Consider the following 22,088-nt stretch of genomic DNA (forward strand, 5'->3'; position numbering starts at 1 on the left):
AGGCCAGCCCGCCGATCTCGAACGACCGCACCCGCATCCGCCCGGCGGGCAGGTCCTGCATGTCGAGCAATGTCAGCGCCGCCACCCGGCCCTCGATGTCGAACAACACCGCCTCCAGCACCAGCCGCTGCACATCCCCCCCCGAATCGTTCTGCGCCACAAACACCATCTGACAAGCACCGTCCCGGGGATGCAGCGCGTTCAGTTCAAGCCGCACGGGCTGGGCCTGCGCGGACGCCTGTGTTGCGGCCAGAACGGCGAGGGGGAGAAGACGCGAAAGGACGGCCATGACAGCTCCATACCGGGAAAGAATCGATGGCTGGCCGGTTGGCTGGCGTCTGAGCGAAACCCGCAAGGTTCGGGAACCACTGGGCAAATTTCCGCTTGCAAGTCCTCGCTAAGATGTCCTAGTGAAATTGTCAAGTATAGCGCTCAGCCCGAGCGCCAGCGCATCCAGCCTTTCGCCAGACGCCGCGCCACAAGCCGATATCTGTCCCGAAAGGAGTGCCGATGAGCCTCGTCCAAGCCGAATCCCAAGCTGAATTCCGGTCCGATTCCCCAGCCTCTCTGCGTGCCGCGAAGGCCGAGAATCCAAAAACCCGCGCCCGCGATCTTGCCGCCACGCTGAGCGTGAGCGAGGGCGATCTGGTCGCCGCGATGGTCGATGGCGACAGCGTGGTGCGGATCGACCCATCGCTCGACCGGCTGATGCCGGCGCTGAAGACGCTGGGGCCGGTCATGGCGCTGACGCGCAATGAAAGCTGTGTGCATGAAAAGGACGGCACCTATCTGGATTACCATTCCGGCCAGCATGCCTCGATGGTTCTGGGGCCGGATATCGACCTGCGGATGTTCCCGCGCCACTGGGTTCATGCCTTTGCGCTGACGGACGGCGAGAAGCGCTCGGTTCAGGTGTTCGATGCGGCGGGCGACGCGATCCACAAGGTGCATCTGCGCCCGGCCTCGGACGTGGCGGCCTTTGGGGCGCTGGTGGCCGAGCTGCGGCTCGACGATCAGTCGGATCGCATCGAGACCGCACCCCGTGCCCCGGTCGAGGCGGCGAAATCCAATCCCGAAAAGCTCGACGTGCTGCGGGCCGAATGGGACAAGCTGACCGACACGCACCAGTTCCTGCGCCTGACCTCGAAGCTGAAGATGAACCGGCTGGGTGCCTACCGCATCGCGGGCGAGCCCTATGCGGTGGCCCTGCAACCGCGCGCCGTGGCCGAGACGCTGCGCCGCTGTGCCGACGGTGCGGTGCCGGTGATGATCTTCGTGGGCAACGCCGGCTGCATTCAGATCCATGGCGGCACGATCCACCGGGTCGAACCTATGGGGCCGTGGATCAATGTGCTGGATCCGGGTTTCAACCTGCATCTGCGCGACGATCATATCGCCGAGGTTTGGCTGGTCTACAAACCCACGCGCCACGGAATGGCCGTGTCGATCGAGGCGTTCGATGAGAAGGGCGGGCTGATCCTGCAGATCTTCGGCCAGCGCGCGCCAGGGTCCGAGCAGGCCGCTGACGCTGCCGATACCAAGGCGCCTCTGCCGGGGACCGAAGGCTGGGTCGCCGTCACCGAGGCGCTTCGCAGCGGGATGGGGGCGTGATCATGCGCGCGGCCCTGAGTTTGACGCTGGCGCTTGGCGCGGGGGGCTTCGCGCTTCCCGCCCTTGCGCAAGAGCGGATCGTCGTCGCGGGCTCGGCCCTGTGCGAGATCGTCGCGGCGCTGGATGCGAGCGACCGCATGGTCGGGCGCGACACGACCTGCACCTATCCCGAAAGCATGGCAGACCTGCCCGATATGGGCTATCTGCGCGCGCTGTCGGCCGAGGGGCTGCTATCGCTGAACCCCGACCTGATCCTTGCCGATGTCGATGCCGGCCCGCCCGAGACGATGGATCTGGTGGCCGCGACCGATGTGCCGGTGGTGCGGGTCGAGGCGGATTTCACCCAAACCGGCGTGATCGAACGGATCGACGCGGTGGCGCAGGCTTTGGGCGTCGATGGCGGGCCGCTGGCCATGCAGGTCGAGGCCGAATTCGAGGCGCTGGCGCAGGCACGCGCCGGGGCCGGGCCGGTCAGCGCGATGTTCGTGCTGTCGGCGGCGGGCGGGCGGATCCTGGCCTCGGGCGCGGGCACGGCGGCGTCGGGGATGCTGGAACTGGCCGGGGCCGAGAACGCGATCACCGGGTTCGACGGCTATCGTCAGCTGACGGACGAGGCGATCACCGCCGCCGCGCCCGATGTCATCGTGATGATGGACCGCGCGGGCGATCATGCGCTCGATGATGCGGCGATCATCGCCCATCCTGCGCTGGGGCTGACGCCCGCCGCGCAGAATGGCCGCATCGTGCGGATGGACGGGGTTTATCTGCTTGGGTTCGGCCCGCGCACACCTGCCGCCGCGCGCGACCTGATTACCGCGCTTCAGGAGTGACGGCATGGTCTCGCTGCCCTTCACCCTGACGCAGGCCGCCGAGGGCGACCGCAGCCGCCGCGCCGCGCGCGCGGTGGTCCTGCTGGCGCTGGCTCTGGCTGCCGTCTCGGCCCTGTCGCTGACTGTGGGCGCCTCGGGCGTGTCGCCGCTGGCGGTGCTGGGCGACTGGCTGACAGGGGGCGAGATTTCGACACGCGACCGGGTGATCCTGCTCGATATCCGGCTGCCCCGGTTGCTGACCGGCATCCTCGTCGGCGCCGCGCTGGCCGTGTCGGGGGCGGTGCTGCAGGGCCTGTTCCGCAACCCGCTGGCCGATCCGGGTATCGTCGGTGTCAGCGCGGGCGCCAGCCTGGGGGCGGTGATGGCGATCGTGCTGGGAGGCTTGCTGCCTGCAACCTATGCCAGCTGGGCAGGGATGCAGATGGTGCCGCTGGCGGCCTTTGTCGGAAGCTGGGCCTCGACGCTGATCCTGTACCGGGTGGCCACGCGGGCGGGGCGGACCTCGGTCGCGACGATGCTTCTGGCGGGGATCGCGCTGGGGGCTCTGTCGGGGGCGGCGACGGGGGTGATGGTCTATCTGGCCGACGATACGCAACTGCGCGACCTGACCTTCTGGGGCATGGGGTCCCTGGCGGGGGCGAGCTGGTCGAAACTCGCGGCCGCCGCGCCGGTGATGATCGCGGGCCTTGCCGCTGCACCGTGGCTGGCGCGCGCGCTCAACGCGCTGGCTTTGGGCGAAGCGGCGGCGATGCATCTGGGCATCCGGGTGCAGCGCATGAAGTCGCTCGCCATCCTGTCGGTCGCGGCGAGCGTCGGTGCGGCGGTGGCGATCTCGGGCGCGATCGGCTTCATCGGCATCGTCGTGCCGCATCTGCTGCGGCTGGCAGTAGGCCCCGATCACCGGTTCCTGCTGCCCATGTCGGCGCTTCTGGGCGCGGCGCTGCTGCTGCTGGCGGATATGGTGGCGCGCGTGATCGTCGCGCCTGCCGAACTGCCCATCGGCATCGTCACCGCGCTGGCGGGCGGGCCGGTTTTCCTGTGGATCCTGCTGCGCAAGCGCGGCTTGGTGGATATCTGACATGCTGAGCACCGAAGACATCACCGTGACGCTGGGCCGTCGTCAGATCCTGCACGGCGTCGATTTCCGCGCCGAGGCGGGACAGGTGACCTGTATCGTCGGGCCAAACGGCTCGGGAAAGACGACGCTTATGCGGGCGATCACCGGCGAAGTGCCGTTCCGCGGCCGCGTGCGGCTGGACGGCGATGACACCGCCGCGATGGCGCCCGAAATGATGGCCGAGCGCCGCGCGGTGCTGCCGCAATCCATGCCGATGGCCTTTCCCTTTACCGTGCTCGAAGTCGTGCGGCTGGGCCTTGTCGGCCGTGCCGCGCTGAGCGCCGAGGCCGCCGCGCTTCCCCACCGTGCGCTCGAACAGGTGGGGCTGTCGGGCTATGCCGGACGGCTGTTTCAGGAATTGTCGGGCGGCGAGCAGCAACGCGCGCATTTCGCTCGCGTGCTGGTGCAGGTCTGGCGCCCGGTCGCTGACGGGCGTCCGCGCTGGCTGCTGCTGGACGAACCCGTCGCCGCGCTGGATATCGGCCACCAGTTGCAGGTGATGCGCATCGCGCGCGATTTCGCCGCGCAGGGGGGCGGCGTGATCGCTGTGATGCACGATCTGAACCTGACCGCGATGACCGCCGACCGCGTCTGTCTGATGCATGAGGGGCGCGTTCTGGCTCAGGGCCGCGCCGAGATGGTCTTTACCGATGCCACGCTGGGCCATGCCTATGGCTGTGCCCTGCGTGTAAGCACGCCGCCGCCCGATGGGGGGGTCTTCGTGCTGCCACAGGCCGCCGCCTGAGCGCGGCCACCCAGCCTGAACGCCAGCCACGCGCCAGCGCCAACAAGAACCGATAAACGGGGGACGATATGTCACCGATAGTCCGGCGCCTTGGCGCCGTCTCAACCCTTGCGCTGGCCACCGCGCTGGCGCTGCCCGCGCCCGCCATGGCGCAAGAGACCGACGAGAGCGTGTTCACCATGCTCGGGCGCATCATTCTGGGCGCAGGCCGTGCGCGCGTCGCCATCGACACGCCGCAGGCCGTCACCGCGCTGGAGACCGAGGATATCGAGCGCGAGCAGGCCTCGACGCCCGGCGACCTGCTGCGCGCCGTACCGGGGGCCGAGGCCTTTGGCGGCGCGGCGATGACCGGGCAGTTCCTGAATATCCGGGGCGTCGGCACCTCGACCTCGTCGGATGAAAACCGCATCGTCGTCACCATCGACGGGGTGCAGAAATACTACGAGCAATACCGCGTCGGGTCGCATTTCGGCGAGCCGGAGCTTTATCGCCGGGTCGAAGTGCTGCGCGGCCCCGGCTCGTCGCTACTCTACGGATCGGGGGCGATCGGCGGCGTCGTGGCGTTTGAGACGCGCGAGGCGTCCGATTTCCTGACCGGGGGCTCGGACACGGCTTTGCGCCTGCGCACGGGCCGCAATTCGAATGGCGGTGGCGTCTTCGGTTCGGCCATTTTCGCGCATCGCTTCAACGAGCGGGTCGAGATCATGGCGGCCATCACCGGCCGCTCCGAGGGCGATTACGAATCCGGCGACGGCTCGACCGTGACCGGATCGAACATGGATTCGCAATCGGCGCTCATCAGCGGCACGATCGGGCTGAGCGACAACAGCGAACAGCGGCTGCGCTTCTCGCTGTCGCGCTGGTACACCGATGGCGAGCAGGTGCCCTATTCGGCCTATGGCAATTTCTCGATCTTCGGAAATATCGACCGCACCGTCACCGACGACACCGCGCAGATCACATGGGAAAACCCGGCCTCGGACAATCCGTGGGTTGATGCGCGGGTACAATTGTCGTGGAGCCGCTCGATGGTAGAGCAGGAGAACGCGACCAATTACCCCGGCTATCCTTTCGCGCCGCCCTCGGGGCTGTGGCAGGATTCGACCTATTCCTACGAAGGCGTCAGTCTGGATGCGCGCAACACCATCACCATGATGGGCCAGAGCTGGGAAAACTACCTGACCATCGGTGGCACGATCTCGCGTCGTGACCGGCTGACTGAAGTGGGCGGGGGCGGCTATGCCTCGCAGCCCGGCGGGACGAGCGACAATTTCGGGCTGTTCGTGCAGAACGAGTTCATCCTGAACGACCGCTTCACGCTGCTGGCGGCTCTGCGCTACGACCATACCGAACTGACCGCGACCTCTGGCGCCGATGGCAGCCTGCTGGGCGTGCCGGTGACGCATTCGGGCTCGGCCGCGTCGCTGGCCGCGCATTACGACATCAATGACAGCTGGTCGGTCTTCGGCTCGCTGGCGGAAACCACCCGCCTGCCAACGATTGACGAGGTCTTCGACAGCGCCGATCCGGCATCGCCCGACCCGCTGGGCCTGCGCCCGGAACATGCGCGCACGGTCGAGCTGGGTGTGTCGTGGCAGGGGCGCGACGTCTTTGCCTCGGGCGACGCGCTGGACGTGAAGGTCACGGCCTTCAACAACCAGTTCCGCGACATGATCACCCGCACCGGCGGAGGCGTGCCCTTCACCAATATCGGGCGCGCGCGGATACGGGGGCTCGAGCTGGAAGCATCCTATGAAGGCGAGCTGTGGTTCGGTCGCGTGGCCGCCAGCGCCATCGAGGGCATCAATCAGGGCACGGGTCAGGTTCTGGCCTCGACCCCGTCGCATCAGGTGATGCTGGAAGTGGGGCGCCGCCTGCCGCGCTACAATCTGGAAATGGGTTGGCGCGGGACCTTCGCGCAGGGCATGACCACGGCGTCGGGCGACCACGTGCCGGGCTACGGCGTGCACGACATCTATGTCACCTGGCGTCCCGATCAGGGCGTCCTGCGCGGGGCCGAGATTCAGCTTGCGGTCAATAATGTGCTGGACCGTCAATATTACAACGCGCTGGATGTGGGCGGCTATGGCTATGCCTTCTCGTCCCCCCGTCAGGGCCGCGACCTGCGCCTGACCGTGGGCCGGACCTTCAACTTCTGAAATACGCGCGGCGCTTTGCTCCCTCGGGGCGCCGCGCGTGATCCACCGCCCCGGCCGCTGTCAGGCCGGGGTGGCCAGTGCGTCGATACGGCCGGGCAATGTCGCGGCCGTATCGCGAACCACCTCGGCAATTTCGCCCAACTGCTTGGACAGAGGGCTGGAATTGCGCCAGATCATGCCGATTGTGCGCTTGGGTTGGGGATCGGGGAAGCGCGCGATGGCGACATCGGCCGAGCGCGTTTCGACCGCCACCGCCATTTCCGGGATCAGCGTTACGCCGATACCTGCGCCCACCATCTGCACCAGCGTCGACAGCGACGAGCCGTCGAGCAATTCGCGCGGCAGGGCGGTCTGCAGCTTGCAGAAGCTCAGCGCCTGATCGCGAAAGCAATGCCCCTCTTCCAGCAGCAAAAGCCGCATCTCGCGCAGCAAATCGGGCGTGGGGACGGGCAGGTTCGCCTCGGGCTTGGGGCGGACCAGAACGAAATCCTCGGAAAACAGTGCAACTTCGGTAAAGGCGGGTTCCGAGACGGGCAGGGCGACGATCGCGGTGTCGAGCCGCCCGTCATGCAGCTCGGCCAGCAATTTGGGCGTCACCGTCTCGCGCACATGCAGGTCGAGATCGGCGTTCTGCTGGGTCAGCGTGCCGATGAGCGAGGGCAGCAGATAGGGCGCGATGGTGGGGATGACGCCCAGCCGCAGCCGGCCAACCAGCCGTTCGCGCGACGCCCGTGCGAGATCCTCCAGCTCATCGACCGAACGCAGGATTCCGCGCACGCGGTCCGAGAACTCTTCCCCGAAGGCGGTCAGCCGCACTTGCCTTGCGCCGCGCTCGAACAGGGCGGTGCCGAGAGATTCCTCCAAGTCTTTGATCTGCATGGACAAAGCGGGTTGCGAAATGGCGCAGGAATCGGCGGCGCGGCCGAAATGGCCGTGCTGGGCGAGGGCCTCGAAATATCGGAACTGCTTGAGGGTCAGGTTTATCATAAGGTGATCTTATCAGGGCTATCAGGAGATCAAACTTAAACTAATGAACGCCCTTTGCTAGAGTGATTCTAACGAAGGTCGGGAGGAGTATCCGCCCATCGCGCCGAACAACGTCCCAGGCTTGGGGCGGGTGCGCTCGTGCCTTCGGTCGACGGCAACAGGAGAGAGCCACATGGACGGCAATGACGCGGGTAAATGCCCGGTGATGCACGGCAGCAATACCGCGCTGGGAAAATCGGTGACGAGCTGGTGGCCCAACGCGCTGAATCTCGACATCCTGCATCAGCACGACACCAAGACGAACCCGATGGGCGCGTCGTTCAACTATCGCAAAGAGCTGGAAAAGCTCGACGTGAAGGCGCTCAAGGACGATCTGCGCGCGCTGATGACCGACAGTCAGGATTGGTGGCCGGCCGATTATGGCCATTACGGCGGCCTGATGATCCGCATGGCGTGGCACGCGGCGGGCTCGTACCGTCTGGCCGATGGTCGTGGCGGCGGTGGCACCGGCAACCAGCGCTTCGCGCCGCTGAATTCGTGGCCCGATAACGTCAGCCTCGACAAGGCGCGCCGTCTGTTGTGGCCGATCAAGAAGAAATACGGCAACAGCATCAGCTGGGCGGACCTGATCATTCTGGCGGGCAACGTCGCCTATGAATCGATGGGACTGAAGACCTTCGGTTTCGGCTTCGGGCGCGAGGATATCTGGCATCCCGAGAAGGACGTCTACTGGGGCGCCGAGAAGGAATGGTTGGCACCGTCGGACAACCGCTACGAAGATGTCTCGCAGCCCGACACGATGGAAAACCCGCTGGCCGCCGTGCAGATGGGCCTGATCTACGTCAACCCCGAAGGCGTGAACGGCAAGCCCGACCCGATGGCGACCGCCGCGCAGGTGCGCGAGACCTTTGCGCGCATGGCGATGGATGACGAGGAAACCGCCGCGCTGACGGCGGGCGGGCACACCGTCGGCAAGACCCACGGCAACGGCAATGCCGAAGCGCTGGGCGCGGAACCCGAAGCGGCGGACGTGACCGAGCAGGGCTTCGGCTGGTCGAACCCGAACATGGGCGGCAAGGCGGCGAATGCCGTGACCTCGGGCCTTGAAGGCGCATGGACGACCAACCCGACGGTCTTCGATATGGGCTATTTCGACATGCTGTTCGGCCATGAATGGGAGCTGCGGAAATCGCCCGCCGGCGCCAATCAATGGGAACCCGTCAACATCAAGGAAGAGGACATGCCGGTCGATGCCTCGGACCCGAGCAAGCGCCGCATGCCGATGATGACGGATGCCGACATGGCGATGAAGGTGGATCCGGCCTACCGCGCGATCTGCGAAAAGTTCATGGCCGATCCCGAATACTTCAAGGACACCTTCGCGCGCGCCTGGTTCAAGCTGACGCACCGCGACATGGGGCCGAAGGTCCGGTATGTCGGCCCGGAAGTGCCCGCCGAAGACCTGATCTGGCAGGACCCGGTTCCCGCCGGTTCGACCGGATACGATGTCGAGGCGGTGAAGTCGAAGATCGCCGCGTCGGGCTTGTCGCTATCGGACATGGTGTCGACCGCGTGGGATTCGGCGCGGACCTATCGCGGCTCGGACATGCGGGGCGGGGCCAATGGCGCGCGCATCCGTCTGGCCCCGCAAAAGGACTGGGCCGCGAACGAGCCCGAGCGTCTGGCGCGTGTGCTGTCGGTGCTGGAGCCGATCGCGGCGGAAACCGGCGCTTCGATCGCGGATGTGATCGTGCTGGCGGGCAATCTGGGGGTCGAGCAGGCGGCGAAAGCGGCGGGCTATGACGTCACGGTTCCCTTCGCACCGGGTCGCGGCGATGCGACGGACGAGATGACCGACGCGGACAGCTTCGACGCGATGGAACCGGCGGCCGATGGCTACCGCAACTTCGAGAAAGCGGCCTATGTCGTCTCGCCCGAAGAGATCATGCTGGACCGCACGCAGCTTCTGGGCCTGACTGCGGCCGAGATGACCTGTCTGGTGGGCGGGATGCGCGTCATGGGGACCAACCATGGCGGCACCAAGCACGGCGTGTTCACCGACCGCGAAGGCGCGCTGACGACGGATTTCTTCGTCAACCTGACCGACATGGACTATTCGTGGCATCCGGCGGGCGACGCCTATGAAATCCGCGACCGCAAATCGGGCGCGGTGAAATGGACGGCGTCGCGCGTGGATCTGGTGTTCGGCTCGAACGCGATCCTGCGGGCCTATGCGGAAGTCTACGCGCAGAATGGTGCGGGCCAGAAATTCGTCGACGATTTCGTCGCGGCCTGGACCAAGGTGATGAACGCCGACCGCTTCGACCTGAAGGTCTGAGCCAAGGCGGCCTGAACGAAAGCGGGCGCGGTCGAAAGACCGCGCCCGTTGCTTTTTGTGTGCCGGTTCGTCGTGCAGCGACCGGTTCAGCCCGGATAGCCGCCGGTCTTGTGCCAGGTCCAGGCGTCCTTGATCATCGTCTTCAGCGATGAGCGGGCCGGATCCCAGCCCAGATCGGTCAAGGCCGCGTGGCTGCCCGAAACAAGGCTGGTCGCATCGCCGCCCCGGCGCGGCCCGTAGCGGTGGGGTACCTTGTGGCCGGTCGCAGCGCGGGCATGACCGATAACTTCCTTGACCGTGAAACCCGCCCCGGTGCCAAGGTTGAACACCCGGCTGCCCTTGCCGTCGAGCAGCCATTCAAGGCCCAGCACATGCGCCTCGACCAGATCCATCACATGGACATAGTCACGCACGCAGGTGCCGTCATGCGTGTCGTAATCGTCGCCATGGATCACCAGTTCGGGCCGCTGGCCGTCGATGGCTTCCAGCATCACGGGGATCAGATGCGTTTCGGGACGGTGGCATTCGCCGATCTCGGCCTCGGGGTCGGCGCCCGCTACGTTGAAATAGCGGAAGATCACCGTGCGCAGGTCATGCGCGGCGCGAAAATCGCGCAGGATCTCTTCGACCGCGCGCTTTGACGAGCCATAGGCGTTGATCGGCTCCTGAGCGCAATCTTCGGTCAGAAGGACGCCGTCCTGCTCGCCATAGGTGGCGCAGGTGGACGAGAAGACGAAATCGAGCACCCCATGCGCCACCGCCGCTTCGGCCAGCGACAGCGAGCCCAGCACATTGTTGCGCCAGTACTTGCCCGGATCGGACATCGCCTCGCCCACCTGGCTGAACGCGGCGAAATGCATCACCGCTACGGGCTTGTAATGCTCGAAGGCCGCGTCCAGCGCGGTGCGGTCCATCAGGTCGCCCTGAACCAGCGGCCCGAATTTGACCGCCTGCGCCCAGCCGGTCGAGAGGTTGTCATACGTGACCGGGACATAGCCCTTTGCCGCCAACACCTTGCAGGCATGCGAGCCGATATAGCCCGCCCCCCCGGTGACGAGAACGTGCTTCGTCATCCCGCCATGTCTCCCCCGTGCGGTCCGTCAGAGTCCGGCTTTGGCCGAGGCCTTGGTGGCCGCATCATGCTCGGCCAGACGCTCGCGCATCAGGTCGTAGAACTTGTCGCGGAACTCGTCATGGTCGATGGCATAGTCAACGATTGCGTTGAGATAGCCGAATTTCGACCCGCAATCATAACGATGCGCCGACATTTCCATCGCCGCGACCTTGCCCTTCTCGGCGAGGATGTCGATTGCGTCGGCCAGCTGGATCTCGCCGCCCGCGCCGGGTTCGAGCTTGCGCAGCACGTCGAAGATCTCGGCGTTGAACACGTAGCGGCCCATCGAGGCCAGATGCGAGGGCGCGTCTTCAAGCTTGGGTTTCTCGACCAGACCCGCCACGGTGACGCGGCCATCGGGGCCTTTGGGGCCGGGTTTGACGATGCCGTATTTGTGGACCACGTCGTCTTCGACCTCGGTTACGCACAGATAGTTGGTCGGGTTCTGCTCATAGGCGGCGACCATCTCGGCGGTGGGCAGGGTGTTGCCCTTCATCAGGTCGTCGGCCAGCAGCACCGCGAAGGGCGCATCCCCCACGGCGGGCGCGGCGCAGAGCACGGCATCGCCCAGACCCTTGGGTTCGGGCTGACGGATGAAGATGCAGTTCACGCCTTCGGGGATGATGTTGCGGACCATGTCGCGTTCCTTGTGCTTGCCCTTCTGGGACAGCTGGAACTCGAGCTCGAGATTGGCATCGAAATGGTCGCCGATGGCGCGCTTGGGACGACCGGTGACGAAGATGATATCGGTGATACCGGCAGCGATCGCTTCTTCAACGGCGTATTGAACGATCGGCTTGTCGATGATCGGCAACAGTTCTTTCGGCATCGCCTTCGTCGCGGGCAGGAACCGCGTACCGAGACCTGCGACCGGGAACACTGCTTTCCGAATTCTTGTCATGATCTTCGTAATCCGTGATTTAAACTTGTTTTTGCGCCCTCGTTCTACGACTCCGGCCTTCGCTCGGCAACAGGCATGTCCAGCGCGTGCTGCTATGCGGCAACAATCGGCTCTGGTTGCGCCACCGGGCACGTCGCGGCGCAACAAAGAGGCGGGCCGAGAGTGTGGCGCGCCTCTTTATGTTAATCAATCTAGCCGTCGGACCGGATTCATCAATGCCATCACCCATTCAAGGGCGATGAACGCGGCGATGGTGGCGAAGGTCGCGGTGAAGGCGCTCTGCCAGCCCGCAAGGCTGGCGGCATCGGGTGTGGCCCCGCGGCCCAGCACCGAGCCCGCATCGCTGCCTCCCGGCGCCACGACGAACAGCACCAGCGAGGTCAGCGCCGTGCCGACCACCGCCCCGCTGGAGCGAAAGAAGGTCAGCGCCCCCGCCGCGCGCCCGCGCACAAGGTCGGGGGCGGCGTTCTGCACCACGGTGTTCATCACCGACATCACCGTGCCCAGCGTCAGGCCGATTGCCAGATAGGTGCCCATCAGCGCCGGGCGACCCATCGTGGCGCCCTGAGTGGCCAGCAGCAGGATCGCGCCCGCGCAGACGGGCAGGGTGAGCGACGGGAACAGCAGCGTGCGCCCGGTCAGCGTGATCAGGTTGCCGGTGATGAAGCCAGCAGAGCCCAGCGACAACGTCAGGGCCAGCATGGCCGAGGCCGTCGCGACCGCGCCATCCCCGCGCAGGATGGCGTGAAAGAGCGGGATCGTGGTGACCAGCGACACCATCGCCGCGCCATGGCAGAACACCATGACAGAGGCGCGGTTGATCGCCTTGAGCCGGAACAGCGCCGGCGGAAACAGCGGATTGCGCGCGCGTTTTTCGCTGGCGATCAGCCCGGCCAGCCCGGCGACACCGATCAGCGCGCCGACAAGGGCGATCCAGCGCAGATCCGCATCGCCGACCAGCTCGATCGCCGCCGTGACGCCCAGCACCAGCGCCAGAAGCGTCAGGAAGCCGCCCATGTCGAAGGCGCGGTTGCCCGGCTCGGATCCCGCGGGAATGTCCTGACGCGCGAGCAGCACCATCGCCAGCAGCGCCAGCGGCACCGTGCCCAGAAACAGGCTGCGCCAGCCCATCGTCGCCACAAGGATCCCGCCGATGAACGGCCCCAGTGTCGAGGCGAGCATCATGATCGCGGCGATATTGCCCTGCGCGCGGCCACGGTCGCGCGGGGCGACCAGATCGGCGATCAGCGCCTGACTGAGCGCCATCAGACCGCCGCCGCCCAAGCCCTGCACCAGACGGCCTGCCGCCAGCACCGAGATATTGCCCGCCGAGGCGCAGATCAGCGCGCCCGCGATATAGACCGTGAGCGCGGTCATCATCATCCGCTTGCGCCCCATCATGTCGCCCAGCAGCCCATAGAGCGGCCCGGCGACCGTCAGCGCGATCATGTAGCCCATCACCAGCCATGGCAGGCGTCTGAGCTGCCCCAGATCGGCTCCGATATCGGGCAGCGCGACCGACACCATCGTCTGGTTGGCAATGGCAAGAAAGACCGGCACGCCGATCAGCGGCAGCAATGTCAGCGGCTGCGCATAGACACGCGGGGCAGGGGGCTCTGATCGGGGTGTGGCTGCGTCGGACACGCGGGGTTCCTGACGAAGGGACGGGAAGAGGAAAGGCGCCGCCCAAGCCGGGCAGCGCCTTTCTTTAACAGGTTAATCGAGCGAAGTGAAGCTTCTCAGGTGAAGCTCTTTTCGATCTTGTCCAGCGTCTGCATCGCCGCCAGCACGTCATGCACCGACCCGTTGGGCGTGCGCTTTTCCTGAATCGCGGCGATGAATTCGCGGTCGATCAGTTCGATGCCGTTATTCGACACCGCGACGCCGTCCAGATCGATCGGGTTTTCCTTGCCGTCGAACAGATCGTCATAGCGCGCCAGATAGGTGCCGTTGTCGCAGATATAGCGGAAGAACGTGCCGAACGGCCCGTCATTGTTGAACGACAGCGACAGGGTGCAGATCGCGCCCTTGGGCGTCTTCATGCCGATGGACATGTCCATGGCAATGCCCAGCTCGGGGTGATGCGGACCTTCCAGACCGAAGGCCTGATCGACCACCTCGCCGGTCTGGTACTGGAACAGGTCGACCGTGTGGCAGGCATGGTGCCACAGCAGGTGGTCGGTCCAGCTGCGCGGTTCGCCCTTGGCGTTCAGGTTCGAGCGACGCATGAAATACGTCTGCACGTCCATCTGCTGGATCTTCAGCTCGCCTGCGGCGATCTTGTTGTGGATCCACTGATGCGACGGGTTGAAGCGCCGGACCTGACCGGCCATGGCCAGAACACCGGTTTCCTTCTGCACTTTGCAGATCGCCTCGGAATCCTCGAGGCTGTCGGCCATCGGGATCTCGATCAGCACGGGCTTGCCCGCCTTCATGCAGGCGATGGCCTGTTTGGCGTGCATTTGCGTGGGCGTGGCGAGGATCACCGCGTCGACATCCTCGCGTGCGAGGCACTCGTCGAGGTCGGTAGCGGCATGGGCGATCCCGCGTTCGGCGGCGAGGGCGTCGATCTTTTCACGGGTCGGCCCCATGACCGAGGTCACGGTCACTTCCTCGATCGCGGCCAGCGCGTCGAGATGCTTGATCCCGAAGGCGCCATAGGCGCCGGCGACACAGATACGCATGTATCGTCTCCCTGTTGTCTTACTCTGCGGCGACCTTGCCGCGGCTGTCGTGGTAATCCTTGTTCTCAAGGATGATGTGACCCACCGCCGTGTTCGAGGCGGGGACGTGATAGTGACGGTGCACCTCGACGACCTCGTCGTCCAGAGCGCCGCGCATCACGTGCCACATGACCATTTCCACGCCTTCCGAGCCCGCTTCGCGCAGGTAGTCCACGTGCGGCATCTTCGAAAGACCGACCGGGTCCGAGGTCAGCTTGTCGAGGAACATGGTGTCGAACTCGGGGTTGATCAGGCCCGCGCGCTTGTATTGCAGCTGGTGCGACATGCCGCCGGTGCCGAAGATCATCACTTTCAGATCCTCGGGGTAGCTTTCCACGGCCTTGCGGATCGCTTTGCCCAGATTGTAGCAGCGATTGCCGGTGGGCGCGGGATATTGCACCACGTTGACGGCCAGCGGGATCACCTGCACGCCCCAGTCATCTTCGGGCGTCTTGTCGCCATACATGACGCTGAGCGGCACGGTCAGGCCGTGATCGACTTCCATTTCGTTCATGATGGTGATGTCGAATTCGTCCAGCACCAGCGACTGGGCGATGTGGCTCGCCATTTTCTGATGGTTGTGCACGACCGGCACCGGGCGCGGACCCCAGCCTTCGTCGGCGGGCGTGAAGGTCGCGGCGCAACCCAGCGCGAAGGTCGGGATGACCGAGGCGTCGAACGCGGTGCAATGGTCGTTATAGACCAGAAAGACGACGTCGGGCTTTTCCTCGGCCATCCATTTGCGCGAGAATTCGAAGCCCTTGAAGACCGGCTGCCAATAGGGCTGGTCGGTGATCTTGGTGTCCATTGCGACACCGATGGCGGGGACGTGCGAACATCCCACTCCTGCGACGATGCGGGCCATTACTTGTCCTCCCATTCCGATTTGTAGCGATTCCCCTCGGGCGAGCGGCCCCCGGCGAGCATCATCTCGCGGTAAGCTTCGACGCCCATGCCGGTCATCAGGCCGGCGAGGTTCTGAAAGTTGATGCCGTCATTGGCGGCAAGTTTCGAGGTGTAGTAGATGTTGCCACCCAGCTCGAGCAGACGGTTCCAGTCGCGCTTGAGCACGGCGTCGCGCTGCTCGGGCGTCATCGGGAAACCGTCGAGATAGGCTTCCTCGTCGGCATTGAACGCTTCGCGGTTCTTCTGCAGGCGCAGAGAGATGCAGAACTGGTTCAGATGATAGCCCTCACGCGAACGATCCGCGTCGAAGACAAAGGTCCCGGGGATATCCTCGTAGTCCTTTTGCATTGCTTTTTCTCCCGTTTATCGTGGCGCTCCGATGTCCGTCGCGCGGTTGTCGATCAATCGCGCGGGTGGGCACCCGATCGCGCGATGTATACATGGAAGCGCCCGAACAGGCCAATTGAATCCCGACGCCGGCCATTGAAAAAAGCTATTCATCCTTCGCGCGACTTGGCTGCTATGCGCGGCTGTTCGTCGCTGACAGGCGGCGGGCCGTCCGGCGCGGTCGCGACCGGCGCGGCGGCGCGCAGCAGGTCCATGAACCGTGCCTGCGTCGCCGTGGGGCGCCAGCTTTCGCGGTAGGTCAGCCCGATGCTGCGCCAGTTGTTCGTCAGCGCGACGTCGAGCGGTGCGATATGCGCGTCGGCCAGTTCGGTCGCCACCTGATGCAGCGATACAATCGAGACATAGTTGCCCGCCGCCAGAAGTCCACGCAGGAAGACCAGCGACGAGGACACGACGCGCACCGGCGTCTGCGGGCGTTCCTGAATGCGCAGCGTCTCGAACAGGTAGCTGCCGGCGGGCGTGGATTTGGGCGGCGCGACCCACGGATAATCCAGCGTGTCTTCCAGCGTCACGCCGCGTTTGCCCGCCAGCGGATGGTCGGGATGCGCGACGATGGCCATCGCATCGTCGAACAGCGGCTCCTGGATCACGTCATCGGCGGGGGCGGGGCTGCGCAGCGCGCCGATCAGGCAATCGAGATCGCCCTCGCGCAGGCTGCGCAGAAGTTCGGGGTAACGGCCATCGACCACGCGGACCTGCACGCCCTGTGTCTCGGATATCAGCGCGTGGGTGGCGGCGGGAACGATCGAGCTGCGCGCCAGAGGCAGCGATCCCAGCGTGAAGGTGCCGCGATCATTGCCCAGCTCACGACCGATTTCCTCGAATCCCTGCCGGATCTCGGCCGAGGCGAGTTTCGCCCCCAGAACAAAGGCTTGCGCCGCCGAGGTCAGCTCGACCCCGCTGACGGTGGTCTGGAAAAACGACACGCCCGCAATGTCTTCGAGACTGCGCGCCGCGCGGTGGACGGTGGGTTGCGACAGGCCCAGTTGCTGCGCCGCGACGGTGAAGCTGCCGCTGCCCGCCACCGCGATCATCGCCCGAAGCTGCGCCGCCGTGACCAGATGGTCGAAGGCCGGGCGCGATCCGCTGGCGCGCCAGCCCGGCCCGTCGCGTACGCCGCTGCGCAGGGCCGCGCGGGCGCCGTTATGCAGATGCGCCAGCGCCGCCTCGACCCGGTTGACGAAAAGCGCACCGGCGGCGGTGGGGGTAAACAGCCGCGTGCGCCGCACGAGCAGGGGCGTGCCGATATCGGATTCGAGCCGGGCGATGGCCTGCGTCGCGGCGGGTTGGGACAGACGGCAACGCTCTGCCGCCGTCGAGACCGAGCCCGAGCGAACGGTTTCCAGAAAGACACGCATGTGCCTGAGGTTCGGCAACGCGTCGGTCATCTTGCGCCTCAATAGCCAAAAGTTATTTTAGGGCCACCTTTCGAAATAGGCAATTGCCCCCGGCTGGCGCATGGTGCGCCGCGATGGCAAGACCCGCCGCTCAGGGAGAGATGCGCGCATGACGACCCAACCGCAACCGATGGATGCCGACTGGCTTGTGGTCCACCCGAACCCCAAGAAGCCCGATTACGTGCTGCCCAAAGGCGCGGTCGACGCGCATTGCCACGTCTTCGGCCCCTCGGCGGAATTCCCCTATGCGCCGGAACGCAAATACACGCCCGGCGATCAGGGCAAGGACAAGCTGTTCGCACTGCGCGACTATCTGGGGTTCGAGCGCAACGTGATCGTTCAGGCGACCTGCCACGGCAAGGATAACCGTGCGATGGTCGATGCCTGTATCGCCGCAGGCGACAAGGCGCGCGGCGTGGCCTCGGTCGGCAAGGACATCACCCGCGAAGAGCTGAAGGAGCTGCACGAAGGCGGCGTGCGCGGCGTGCGGTTCAACTTCGTGAAACGTCTGGTCGATGCCACCCCGCCCGAGGTCTTTCTGGGCATTGCCGAGAAGATACAGGAATTTGGCTGGTCGACCGTCGTCTATTTCGAGGCGCAGGATCTCGAAGGGCTCGAACCCTTCCTCGCCAAGCTGCCCGGTATCATCGTCGTCGACCATATGGGCCGCCCCGACGTGACAAAGGGCGTCGATCACCCGGATTTCCAGCGCTTCGTCAACCTTATGGCGAATAACGAGAATATCTGGACCAAAGTGACCTGCCCCGAGCGTCTGACCAAGACGGGCGAACCCTATGACGATGTCGTGCCCTATTATCAGGCGATCGTCGATAAATTCGAGGACCGGGTTCTGTGGGGCACCGACTGGCCGCATCCGAACATGAAATCGCATATGCCCGATGACGGCCTGCTGGTCGATTACATCCTGCGCATCACCAAGACCGACGAGCAGCGCCAGAAGCTGCTGGTCGACAACCCGATGAAGCTCTACTGGGCCAATTGATCGCGCCCGTTTTTCGGTGGGTTACGGGGCGTCCTGCGGGGCGCCCCTTTTGCGTTCGGTCGCGTCCGTCCGGCGCATAAGTTTTCTGTTCGCATTATTCGATTGGCGTCCCGCGCCCGCCCAATTTGATTTAGGTCAAAACCACGAAATTGCGCACATGAGACAGTCGGGCATGAGCGAAGGAGGACCCGCCATGCACGATATGCCCGGCTACGATTACCATATCGACATTCCCGGCACCGTCCTGTTCGACGGCAAGCAGGCCATGAAAGGCTATGCGCTGAACAAGATGTGCTACGACTTCAACAAGGCCGAGAACCGCGAGGCCTTCAAGGCCGACGAAGAAGGCTGGATGGCCAAATACGGTCTGAACGACCAGCAGAAAGCGGCGATCCGTTCGCGCGATATCCTCGCCATGATCGATGCGGGCGGGAATATCTATTACCTTGCCAAGCTTGCCGGCATCTTCAAGCTCTCGGTTCAGGATGTCGGCGGTCTGCAGACGGGCCGCACCACCGAGGAATTCCAGCAATATCTCGCCAGTCAGGCGTAAGGGGAGGTTAACCCAATGGCCCGCATTCTCGGTGGCATCACCACCTCGCATATTCCGGCGGTTGGCAACGCGATCCAGAAGGAACTCTACGACGATCCGTACTGGAAACCCTTCTTCGACGGCTACCCGAAGGTCCATCAGTGGATTCAGGACAACAAGCCCGATTACGTGATCAATATCTACAACGATCACGGGCTGGGTTTTTTCCTCGACCGGATGCCGACCTTCGCCATCGGCGCCGCGCATGAATACCGCAACGAGGACGAAGGCTGGGGCCTGCCCGCGCTGCCGCCGTTCCCCGGCGCGCCGGAATTGTCGTGGCACATCATCGAAAGCCTTGTGGCGGACGAGTTCGACATCACCTCGTGTCAGGAACTGGCGGTGGATCACGGCTTCGTCGTGCCGATGCAGCTGTTCTGGCCGGGTGCGCCCAACAATCCCGACATGCCGCGTGCGGTGCCGATCTCGGCCAATACCGTGCAGCACCCGATCCCGACGCTGAACCGCGCGCTGAACTTCGGCAAGGCGCTGCGCAAGGCGCTGCTGTCCTTCCCCGAGGACGCCAAGATCGTCGTTCTGGGCACCGGCGGGCTGTCGCACCAACTGGACGGCCAGCGGGCGGGCTTCATCAACAAGGAGTTCGACCAGTATTGTCTGGAGAATATCGTCCACAATCCCGAAGAGCTGACCAAGATCACCCGTCAGGAACTGGTGAAACAGGCGGGCGCGCAGGGGACCGAGTTCCTGATGTGGATGATGATGCGCGGCGCGCTGGGCGACGAGGTCAACGAGATTACCCGCAATTACCACATCCCGATCTCGAACACGGCGGCTGGCACGTTGCTGCTGGAATGCGCTTGAGCGCCTTGGGGAAAGGGTAGGGGCGTTGCGCCCTGAGTCTCCTGTTAGGGCGGGGACTGCGGCCCCGGGGCTACTTTAAGGGCGGGGGGCTGCCGCCCCCCGGGCCCCCCGCTTCAAGGAGGGTTTTTCATCCTCCTTGAAAATCCTCCCGAGAGTACTTCTGACAAAGTGAATGTCACGCCTCGGTCAATTTGCGCCGGAACGCCCGGGGTGACAGCCCTGTCGCACGGGTGAAGACGCGGGTGAAATAGGCGGGGTCTTCGAAACCCAGCGCATAGGCGATGCGCGAAACGGGCAAGTTTGTGTAGACGAGGTTGCGCCGTGCCTCGCGGATCATCCGCTCTTCGATCAGTCCCGAGGCCGGACGCCCGGTATGGTTGCGCGCGACCCGCGACAGATGCGCGGGGCTAATCGCCAGCGACTTGGCATAGTCGGTGACCGTCCAGCGGTCGAGGAAATGCGCGTCGATCAGGCTTTCGAACCGGGCCAGCAGCGCGGTTTGCGCCGGGCGATGCGCGCCGCCGCCCGCAGCGTCGATTGCGCCCGCCACTTGTCCCAGCACCAGCCCCGCCAGCGAGCGCAAGATCTGCGCGCGCCCGAAATCGCGCCCCGAAAAGGTGGCGAAGATTGCGCCCAGGCTTTGTACCACGGGCTCCGGAGCGGGCATGACCCGTTGAATTGCCAGCATTTCCCGCACGCCTTCGCCGTCGCGCAGCGTCTGGTCCAGCATTTCGGCGGCAAAGGTGACGACGAGGCCGGAGGTTTCGGGCTGGAAGGTGAAGCCATGCACCACGCCAATCGGCACATTGACCAGCGTGCCGGGCGGCAGCGCATGACGTTTGTCTTCAAGGCTGACCTGCCCGCCGCCCGATTGCAGGAACAGCAACTGGTGCAGGCGGGCATGGCGGTGTGCGCCGAGTTCCCAATCATGCAGCCGCGAGCGCGTTTCGATGGTTTCGCAATGGACGATATCGGGCAGATCGCCCGCCTCGCCAAAGAGGTTGAAGTTGGGGATGGCGGCGGGCATGGGTTCGATCATGCACGAAATGTACAAGTTTTCGCCCGGGTGATCCATTCAATTCGGCGCACCCTCTTCTATTCTGACGGCTATCCCGGTGCCCGTTCGGCAACCGGCAAGAGGAGGACCTATCGATGAAAACGCAAGTCTGCATCATTGGCGGCGGCCCGTCGGGGCTGATGCTGAGCCAGCTTCTGGACCGCAAGGGGATCGAGACGATCGTGCTGGAGAAGCATTCGCGCGACTATGTGCTGGGTCGGATCCGCGCGGGCGTGCTCGAGCATGGGTTCGCCGAACTAATGCGCGAGGCCGGTTGCGGCGCGCGGATGGATGAAGAGGGCGAGATCCATGACGGGTTCGAGATCTCGGACAACGGGGTGCTGCGGCGCGTCGATCTTCGTCGGTATTCGGGCGGCTCGTCTGTGGTGGTCTATGGTCAGACCGAGCTGACGCGCGATCTCTATGACGCGCGCGCGGCGGCGGGTGGTCAGGTCATCCACAATGTCGAGGATGTGGTACTGCACGATCTCAAGACTGACGGGAAGCCGTGGGTGACTTATCGCGACGGTGACGAGATCCGCCGTATCGACTGCGACTTCGTGATCGGCGCGGACGGCTTCCACGGGGTGAGCCGCAAGTCGATCCCCGGCGACGTGCTGACGGAGTACGAGAAAGTCTATCCCTTCGGTTGGCTCGGGGTGCTGAGCCGGACGAAACCGGTTAACCCCGAGCTGGTCTACGCCAAGTCGGATCGGGGTTTCGCCCTATGCTCGCTGCGCAGCCAGGTGCTGAGCCGCTACTACATTCAAGTGCCGCTGTCGGACAAGGTCGAAGACTGGTCGGACGAGGCTTTCTGGGACGAGTTGAAAGCGCGCCTGCCCGCCGAGGTGGCAGGACGGCTGGAAACCGGGCCGTCGATCGAGAAAAGCATCGCGCCGCTGCGTTCCTTCGTCGCCGAGCCCATGCGCTGGGGGAACCTGTTCCTTGCAGGCGATGCGGCGCATATCGTTCCGCCCACTGGCGCGCGCGGCCTTAACTCGGCGGCATCGGATATCTATTATCTCTATCACGCGATGATGGACCATTACCTGAAGGGCGATGATACCGGGCTTGAGCAATACTCGCAGAAGGCGCTGGCGCGGGTCTGGAAGGCGCAACGCTTCAGCTGGTGGATGACGACGCTGCTGCACAATTTCCCCGACAGCGCGTCTTACGATCAGAAACTGCAGGAGACGGATCTGGCCTATCTCTTTTCGTCCGAGGCGGCGTTGTCGTCGCTGGCGGAGAATTACGTGGGGCTTCCCTTCTAAGCGGGCCGCATTCCCGGGGGCCAGCCCCCGGACCCCCGGGATATTTGAAGAACAAAGATGGGCGTTAACGTTTCGCTAACCGGCATCTTTGATCCACAAATATCCTC

Annotated in this window: 19 protein-coding genes and 1 pseudogene; 10 read left to right on the forward strand and 10 right to left on the reverse strand. The window is 64.8% G+C overall.

Annotated features, from left to right (window positions below; translation table 11 throughout):
• Window positions 1-289, reverse strand: a pseudogene (locus tag JI664_RS22970) (hypothetical protein); the annotation flags it as partial.
• 221 nt (window positions 290-510) lie between these two features.
• Between JI664_RS22970 and JI664_RS22975 the strand changes: the two are divergent.
• The 5 genes from JI664_RS22975 to JI664_RS22995 all read left to right on the forward strand — a co-directional run bounded on the left by JI664_RS22975 (window position 511) and on the right by JI664_RS22995 (window position 6,462).
• Window positions 511-1,611, forward strand: coding sequence for a hemin-degrading factor (locus JI664_RS22975; protein WP_207016125.1), 1,101 nt, complete (start codon window positions 511-513; stop codon window positions 1,609-1,611).
• 2 nt (window positions 1,612-1,613) lie between these two features.
• Entirely contained in the window at window positions 1,614-2,441 is an 828-nt protein-coding gene (locus tag JI664_RS22980) for a heme/hemin ABC transporter substrate-binding protein (protein ID WP_207016141.1), read from the forward strand.
• Between the two features lie 4 nt (window positions 2,442-2,445).
• On the forward strand, window positions 2,446-3,519 hold the full coding sequence (locus JI664_RS22985) for a FecCD family ABC transporter permease (protein ID WP_207016126.1): 1,074 nt from the start codon (window positions 2,446-2,448) through the stop codon (window positions 3,517-3,519).
• Window position 3,520: 1 nt separating this feature from the next.
• On the forward strand, window positions 3,521-4,303 hold the full coding sequence (locus JI664_RS22990) for a heme ABC transporter ATP-binding protein (RefSeq protein ID WP_207016127.1): 783 nt from the start codon (window positions 3,521-3,523) through the stop codon (window positions 4,301-4,303).
• 68 nt (window positions 4,304-4,371) lie between these two features.
• Window positions 4,372-6,462 (forward strand): TonB-dependent receptor domain-containing protein, encoded by a 2,091-nt coding sequence (locus tag JI664_RS22995; RefSeq protein ID WP_207016128.1) that lies wholly within the window; start codon window positions 4,372-4,374, stop codon window positions 6,460-6,462.
• Between the two features lie 60 nt (window positions 6,463-6,522).
• Here the strand turns inward: JI664_RS22995 and JI664_RS23000 are convergent, their stop codons facing one another.
• Entirely contained in the window at window positions 6,523-7,449 is a 927-nt protein-coding gene (locus tag JI664_RS23000; protein ID WP_207016129.1) for a LysR substrate-binding domain-containing protein, read from the reverse strand.
• 172 nt (window positions 7,450-7,621) lie between these two features.
• Here JI664_RS23000 and katG point away from each other — a divergent pair, with 172 nt between their 5' ends.
• Window positions 7,622-9,787, forward strand: a complete 2,166-nt coding sequence (gene katG, locus JI664_RS23005; protein ID WP_207016130.1) for a catalase/peroxidase HPI — start codon at window positions 7,622-7,624, stop codon at window positions 9,785-9,787.
• A gap of 86 nt (window positions 9,788-9,873) precedes the next feature.
• Here katG and galE read toward each other — a convergent pair whose 3' ends face one another.
• From galE to JI664_RS23040, 7 genes are all read right to left on the reverse strand, one after another.
• Window positions 9,874-10,860 (reverse strand): UDP-glucose 4-epimerase GalE, encoded by a 987-nt coding sequence (gene galE, locus JI664_RS23010; RefSeq protein WP_207016131.1) that lies wholly within the window; start codon window positions 10,858-10,860, stop codon window positions 9,874-9,876.
• Window positions 10,861-10,887: 27 nt separating this feature from the next.
• Window positions 10,888-11,802, reverse strand: coding sequence for a UTP--glucose-1-phosphate uridylyltransferase GalU (galU, locus tag JI664_RS23015; protein WP_207016132.1), 915 nt, complete (start codon window positions 11,800-11,802; stop codon window positions 10,888-10,890).
• A 186-nt stretch (window positions 11,803-11,988) separates the two neighbouring features.
• A complete protein-coding gene (locus JI664_RS23020) occupies window positions 11,989-13,446 on the reverse strand; it encodes an MFS transporter (protein WP_207016133.1) in 1,458 nt (485 codons plus the stop codon).
• A 95-nt stretch (window positions 13,447-13,541) separates the two neighbouring features.
• Entirely contained in the window at window positions 13,542-14,486 is a 945-nt protein-coding gene (locus tag JI664_RS23025) for a Gfo/Idh/MocA family oxidoreductase (protein ID WP_207016134.1), read from the reverse strand.
• A 19-nt stretch (window positions 14,487-14,505) separates the two neighbouring features.
• Complete coding sequence (locus JI664_RS23030; RefSeq protein WP_207016135.1) at window positions 14,506-15,390, reverse strand: class III extradiol dioxygenase subunit beta; 885 nt, start codon at window positions 15,388-15,390, stop codon at window positions 14,506-14,508.
• Window positions 15,390-15,779 carry a protocatechuate 4,5-dioxygenase subunit alpha gene (gene ligA / locus JI664_RS23035; protein ID WP_207016136.1) on the reverse strand — a complete coding sequence of 130 codons (390 nt, stop codon included), beginning with the start codon at window positions 15,777-15,779 and terminating at the stop codon, window positions 15,390-15,392. Before ligA ends, JI664_RS23030 begins: the two co-directional genes overlap by 1 nt.
• Window positions 15,780-15,928: 149 nt before the next feature.
• Window positions 15,929-17,227, reverse strand: a complete 1,299-nt coding sequence (locus tag JI664_RS23040) for a LysR family transcriptional regulator (RefSeq protein ID WP_207016137.1) — start codon at window positions 17,225-17,227, stop codon at window positions 15,929-15,931.
• A gap of 118 nt (window positions 17,228-17,345) precedes the next feature.
• Between JI664_RS23040 and JI664_RS23045 the strand changes: the two genes are divergently transcribed.
• From JI664_RS23045 to JI664_RS23055, 3 genes are all read left to right on the forward strand, one after another.
• Window positions 17,346-18,239 (forward strand): amidohydrolase family protein, encoded by an 894-nt coding sequence (locus JI664_RS23045; RefSeq protein ID WP_286174249.1) that lies wholly within the window; start codon window positions 17,346-17,348, stop codon window positions 18,237-18,239.
• Between the two features lie 193 nt (window positions 18,240-18,432).
• Complete coding sequence (locus JI664_RS23050) at window positions 18,433-18,792, forward strand: protocatechuate 4,5-dioxygenase subunit alpha (RefSeq protein ID WP_207016138.1); 360 nt, start codon at window positions 18,433-18,435, stop codon at window positions 18,790-18,792.
• Window positions 18,793-18,807: 15 nt separating this feature from the next.
• On the forward strand, window positions 18,808-19,653 hold the full coding sequence (locus JI664_RS23055) for a class III extradiol dioxygenase family protein (protein ID WP_109533544.1): 846 nt from the start codon (window positions 18,808-18,810) through the stop codon (window positions 19,651-19,653).
• Window positions 19,654-19,828: 175 nt separating this feature from the next.
• On the opposite strand, the gene JI664_RS23060 is transcribed toward JI664_RS23055, so the two are convergent.
• Window positions 19,829-20,680, reverse strand: coding sequence for a helix-turn-helix domain-containing protein (locus JI664_RS23060; RefSeq protein WP_286174250.1), 852 nt, complete (start codon window positions 20,678-20,680; stop codon window positions 19,829-19,831).
• A 125-nt stretch (window positions 20,681-20,805) separates the two neighbouring features.
• Between JI664_RS23060 and pobA the strand changes: the two genes are divergently transcribed.
• Window positions 20,806-21,981: a 4-hydroxybenzoate 3-monooxygenase gene (pobA, locus tag JI664_RS23065; RefSeq protein WP_207016140.1), complete on the forward strand. Its 1,176-nt coding sequence runs from the start codon at window positions 20,806-20,808 to the stop codon at window positions 21,979-21,981.
• Window positions 21,982-22,088 lie beyond the last annotated feature (107 nt).

Origin of the sequence: Rhodobacter sp. NTK016B, from assembly GCF_017303295.1 — a bacterium.
Lineage (GTDB): Bacteria > Pseudomonadota > Alphaproteobacteria > Rhodobacterales > Rhodobacteraceae > Pararhodobacter.

What these genes read in the sequence shown, in the direction of transcription:
- JI664_RS22975 (WP_207016125.1), top strand. Translation starts at nt 511, where the DNA reads ATGAGCCTCGTCCAAGCCGAATCCCAAGCTGAATTCCGGTCCGATTCC.
- JI664_RS22980 (WP_207016141.1), top strand. Translation starts at nt 1,614, where the DNA reads ATGCGCGCGGCCCTGAGTTTGACGCTGGCGCTTGGCGCGGGGGGCTTC.
- JI664_RS22985 (WP_207016126.1), top strand. Translation starts at nt 2,446, where the DNA reads ATGGTCTCGCTGCCCTTCACCCTGACGCAGGCCGCCGAGGGCGACCGC.
- JI664_RS22990 (WP_207016127.1), top strand. Translation starts at nt 3,521, where the DNA reads ATGCTGAGCACCGAAGACATCACCGTGACGCTGGGCCGTCGTCAGATC.
- JI664_RS22995 (WP_207016128.1), top strand. Translation starts at nt 4,372, where the DNA reads ATGTCACCGATAGTCCGGCGCCTTGGCGCCGTCTCAACCCTTGCGCTG.
- JI664_RS23000 (WP_207016129.1), bottom strand. Translation starts at nt 7,449, where the DNA reads ATGATAAACCTGACCCTCAAGCAGTTCCGATATTTCGAGGCCCTCGCC.
- katG (WP_207016130.1), top strand. Translation starts at nt 7,622, where the DNA reads ATGGACGGCAATGACGCGGGTAAATGCCCGGTGATGCACGGCAGCAAT.
- galE (WP_207016131.1), bottom strand. Translation starts at nt 10,860, where the DNA reads ATGACGAAGCACGTTCTCGTCACCGGGGGGGCGGGCTATATCGGCTCG.
- galU (WP_207016132.1), bottom strand. Translation starts at nt 11,802, where the DNA reads ATGACAAGAATTCGGAAAGCAGTGTTCCCGGTCGCAGGTCTCGGTACG.
- JI664_RS23025 (WP_207016134.1), bottom strand. Translation starts at nt 14,486, where the DNA reads ATGCGTATCTGTGTCGCCGGCGCCTATGGCGCCTTCGGGATCAAGCAT.
- JI664_RS23030 (WP_207016135.1), bottom strand. Translation starts at nt 15,390, where the DNA reads ATGGCCCGCATCGTCGCAGGAGTGGGATGTTCGCACGTCCCCGCCATC.
- ligA (WP_207016136.1), bottom strand. Translation starts at nt 15,779, where the DNA reads ATGCAAAAGGACTACGAGGATATCCCCGGGACCTTTGTCTTCGACGCG.
- JI664_RS23040 (WP_207016137.1), bottom strand. Translation starts at nt 17,227, where the DNA reads ATGACCGACGCGTTGCCGAACCTCAGGCACATGCGTGTCTTTCTGGAA.
- JI664_RS23045 (WP_286174249.1), top strand. Translation starts at nt 17,346, where the DNA reads ATGACGACCCAACCGCAACCGATGGATGCCGACTGGCTTGTGGTCCAC.
- JI664_RS23050 (WP_207016138.1), top strand. Translation starts at nt 18,433, where the DNA reads ATGCACGATATGCCCGGCTACGATTACCATATCGACATTCCCGGCACC.
- JI664_RS23055 (WP_109533544.1), top strand. Translation starts at nt 18,808, where the DNA reads ATGGCCCGCATTCTCGGTGGCATCACCACCTCGCATATTCCGGCGGTT.
- JI664_RS23060 (WP_286174250.1), bottom strand. Translation starts at nt 20,680, where the DNA reads ATGCCCGCCGCCATCCCCAACTTCAACCTCTTTGGCGAGGCGGGCGAT.
- pobA (WP_207016140.1), top strand. Translation starts at nt 20,806, where the DNA reads ATGAAAACGCAAGTCTGCATCATTGGCGGCGGCCCGTCGGGGCTGATG.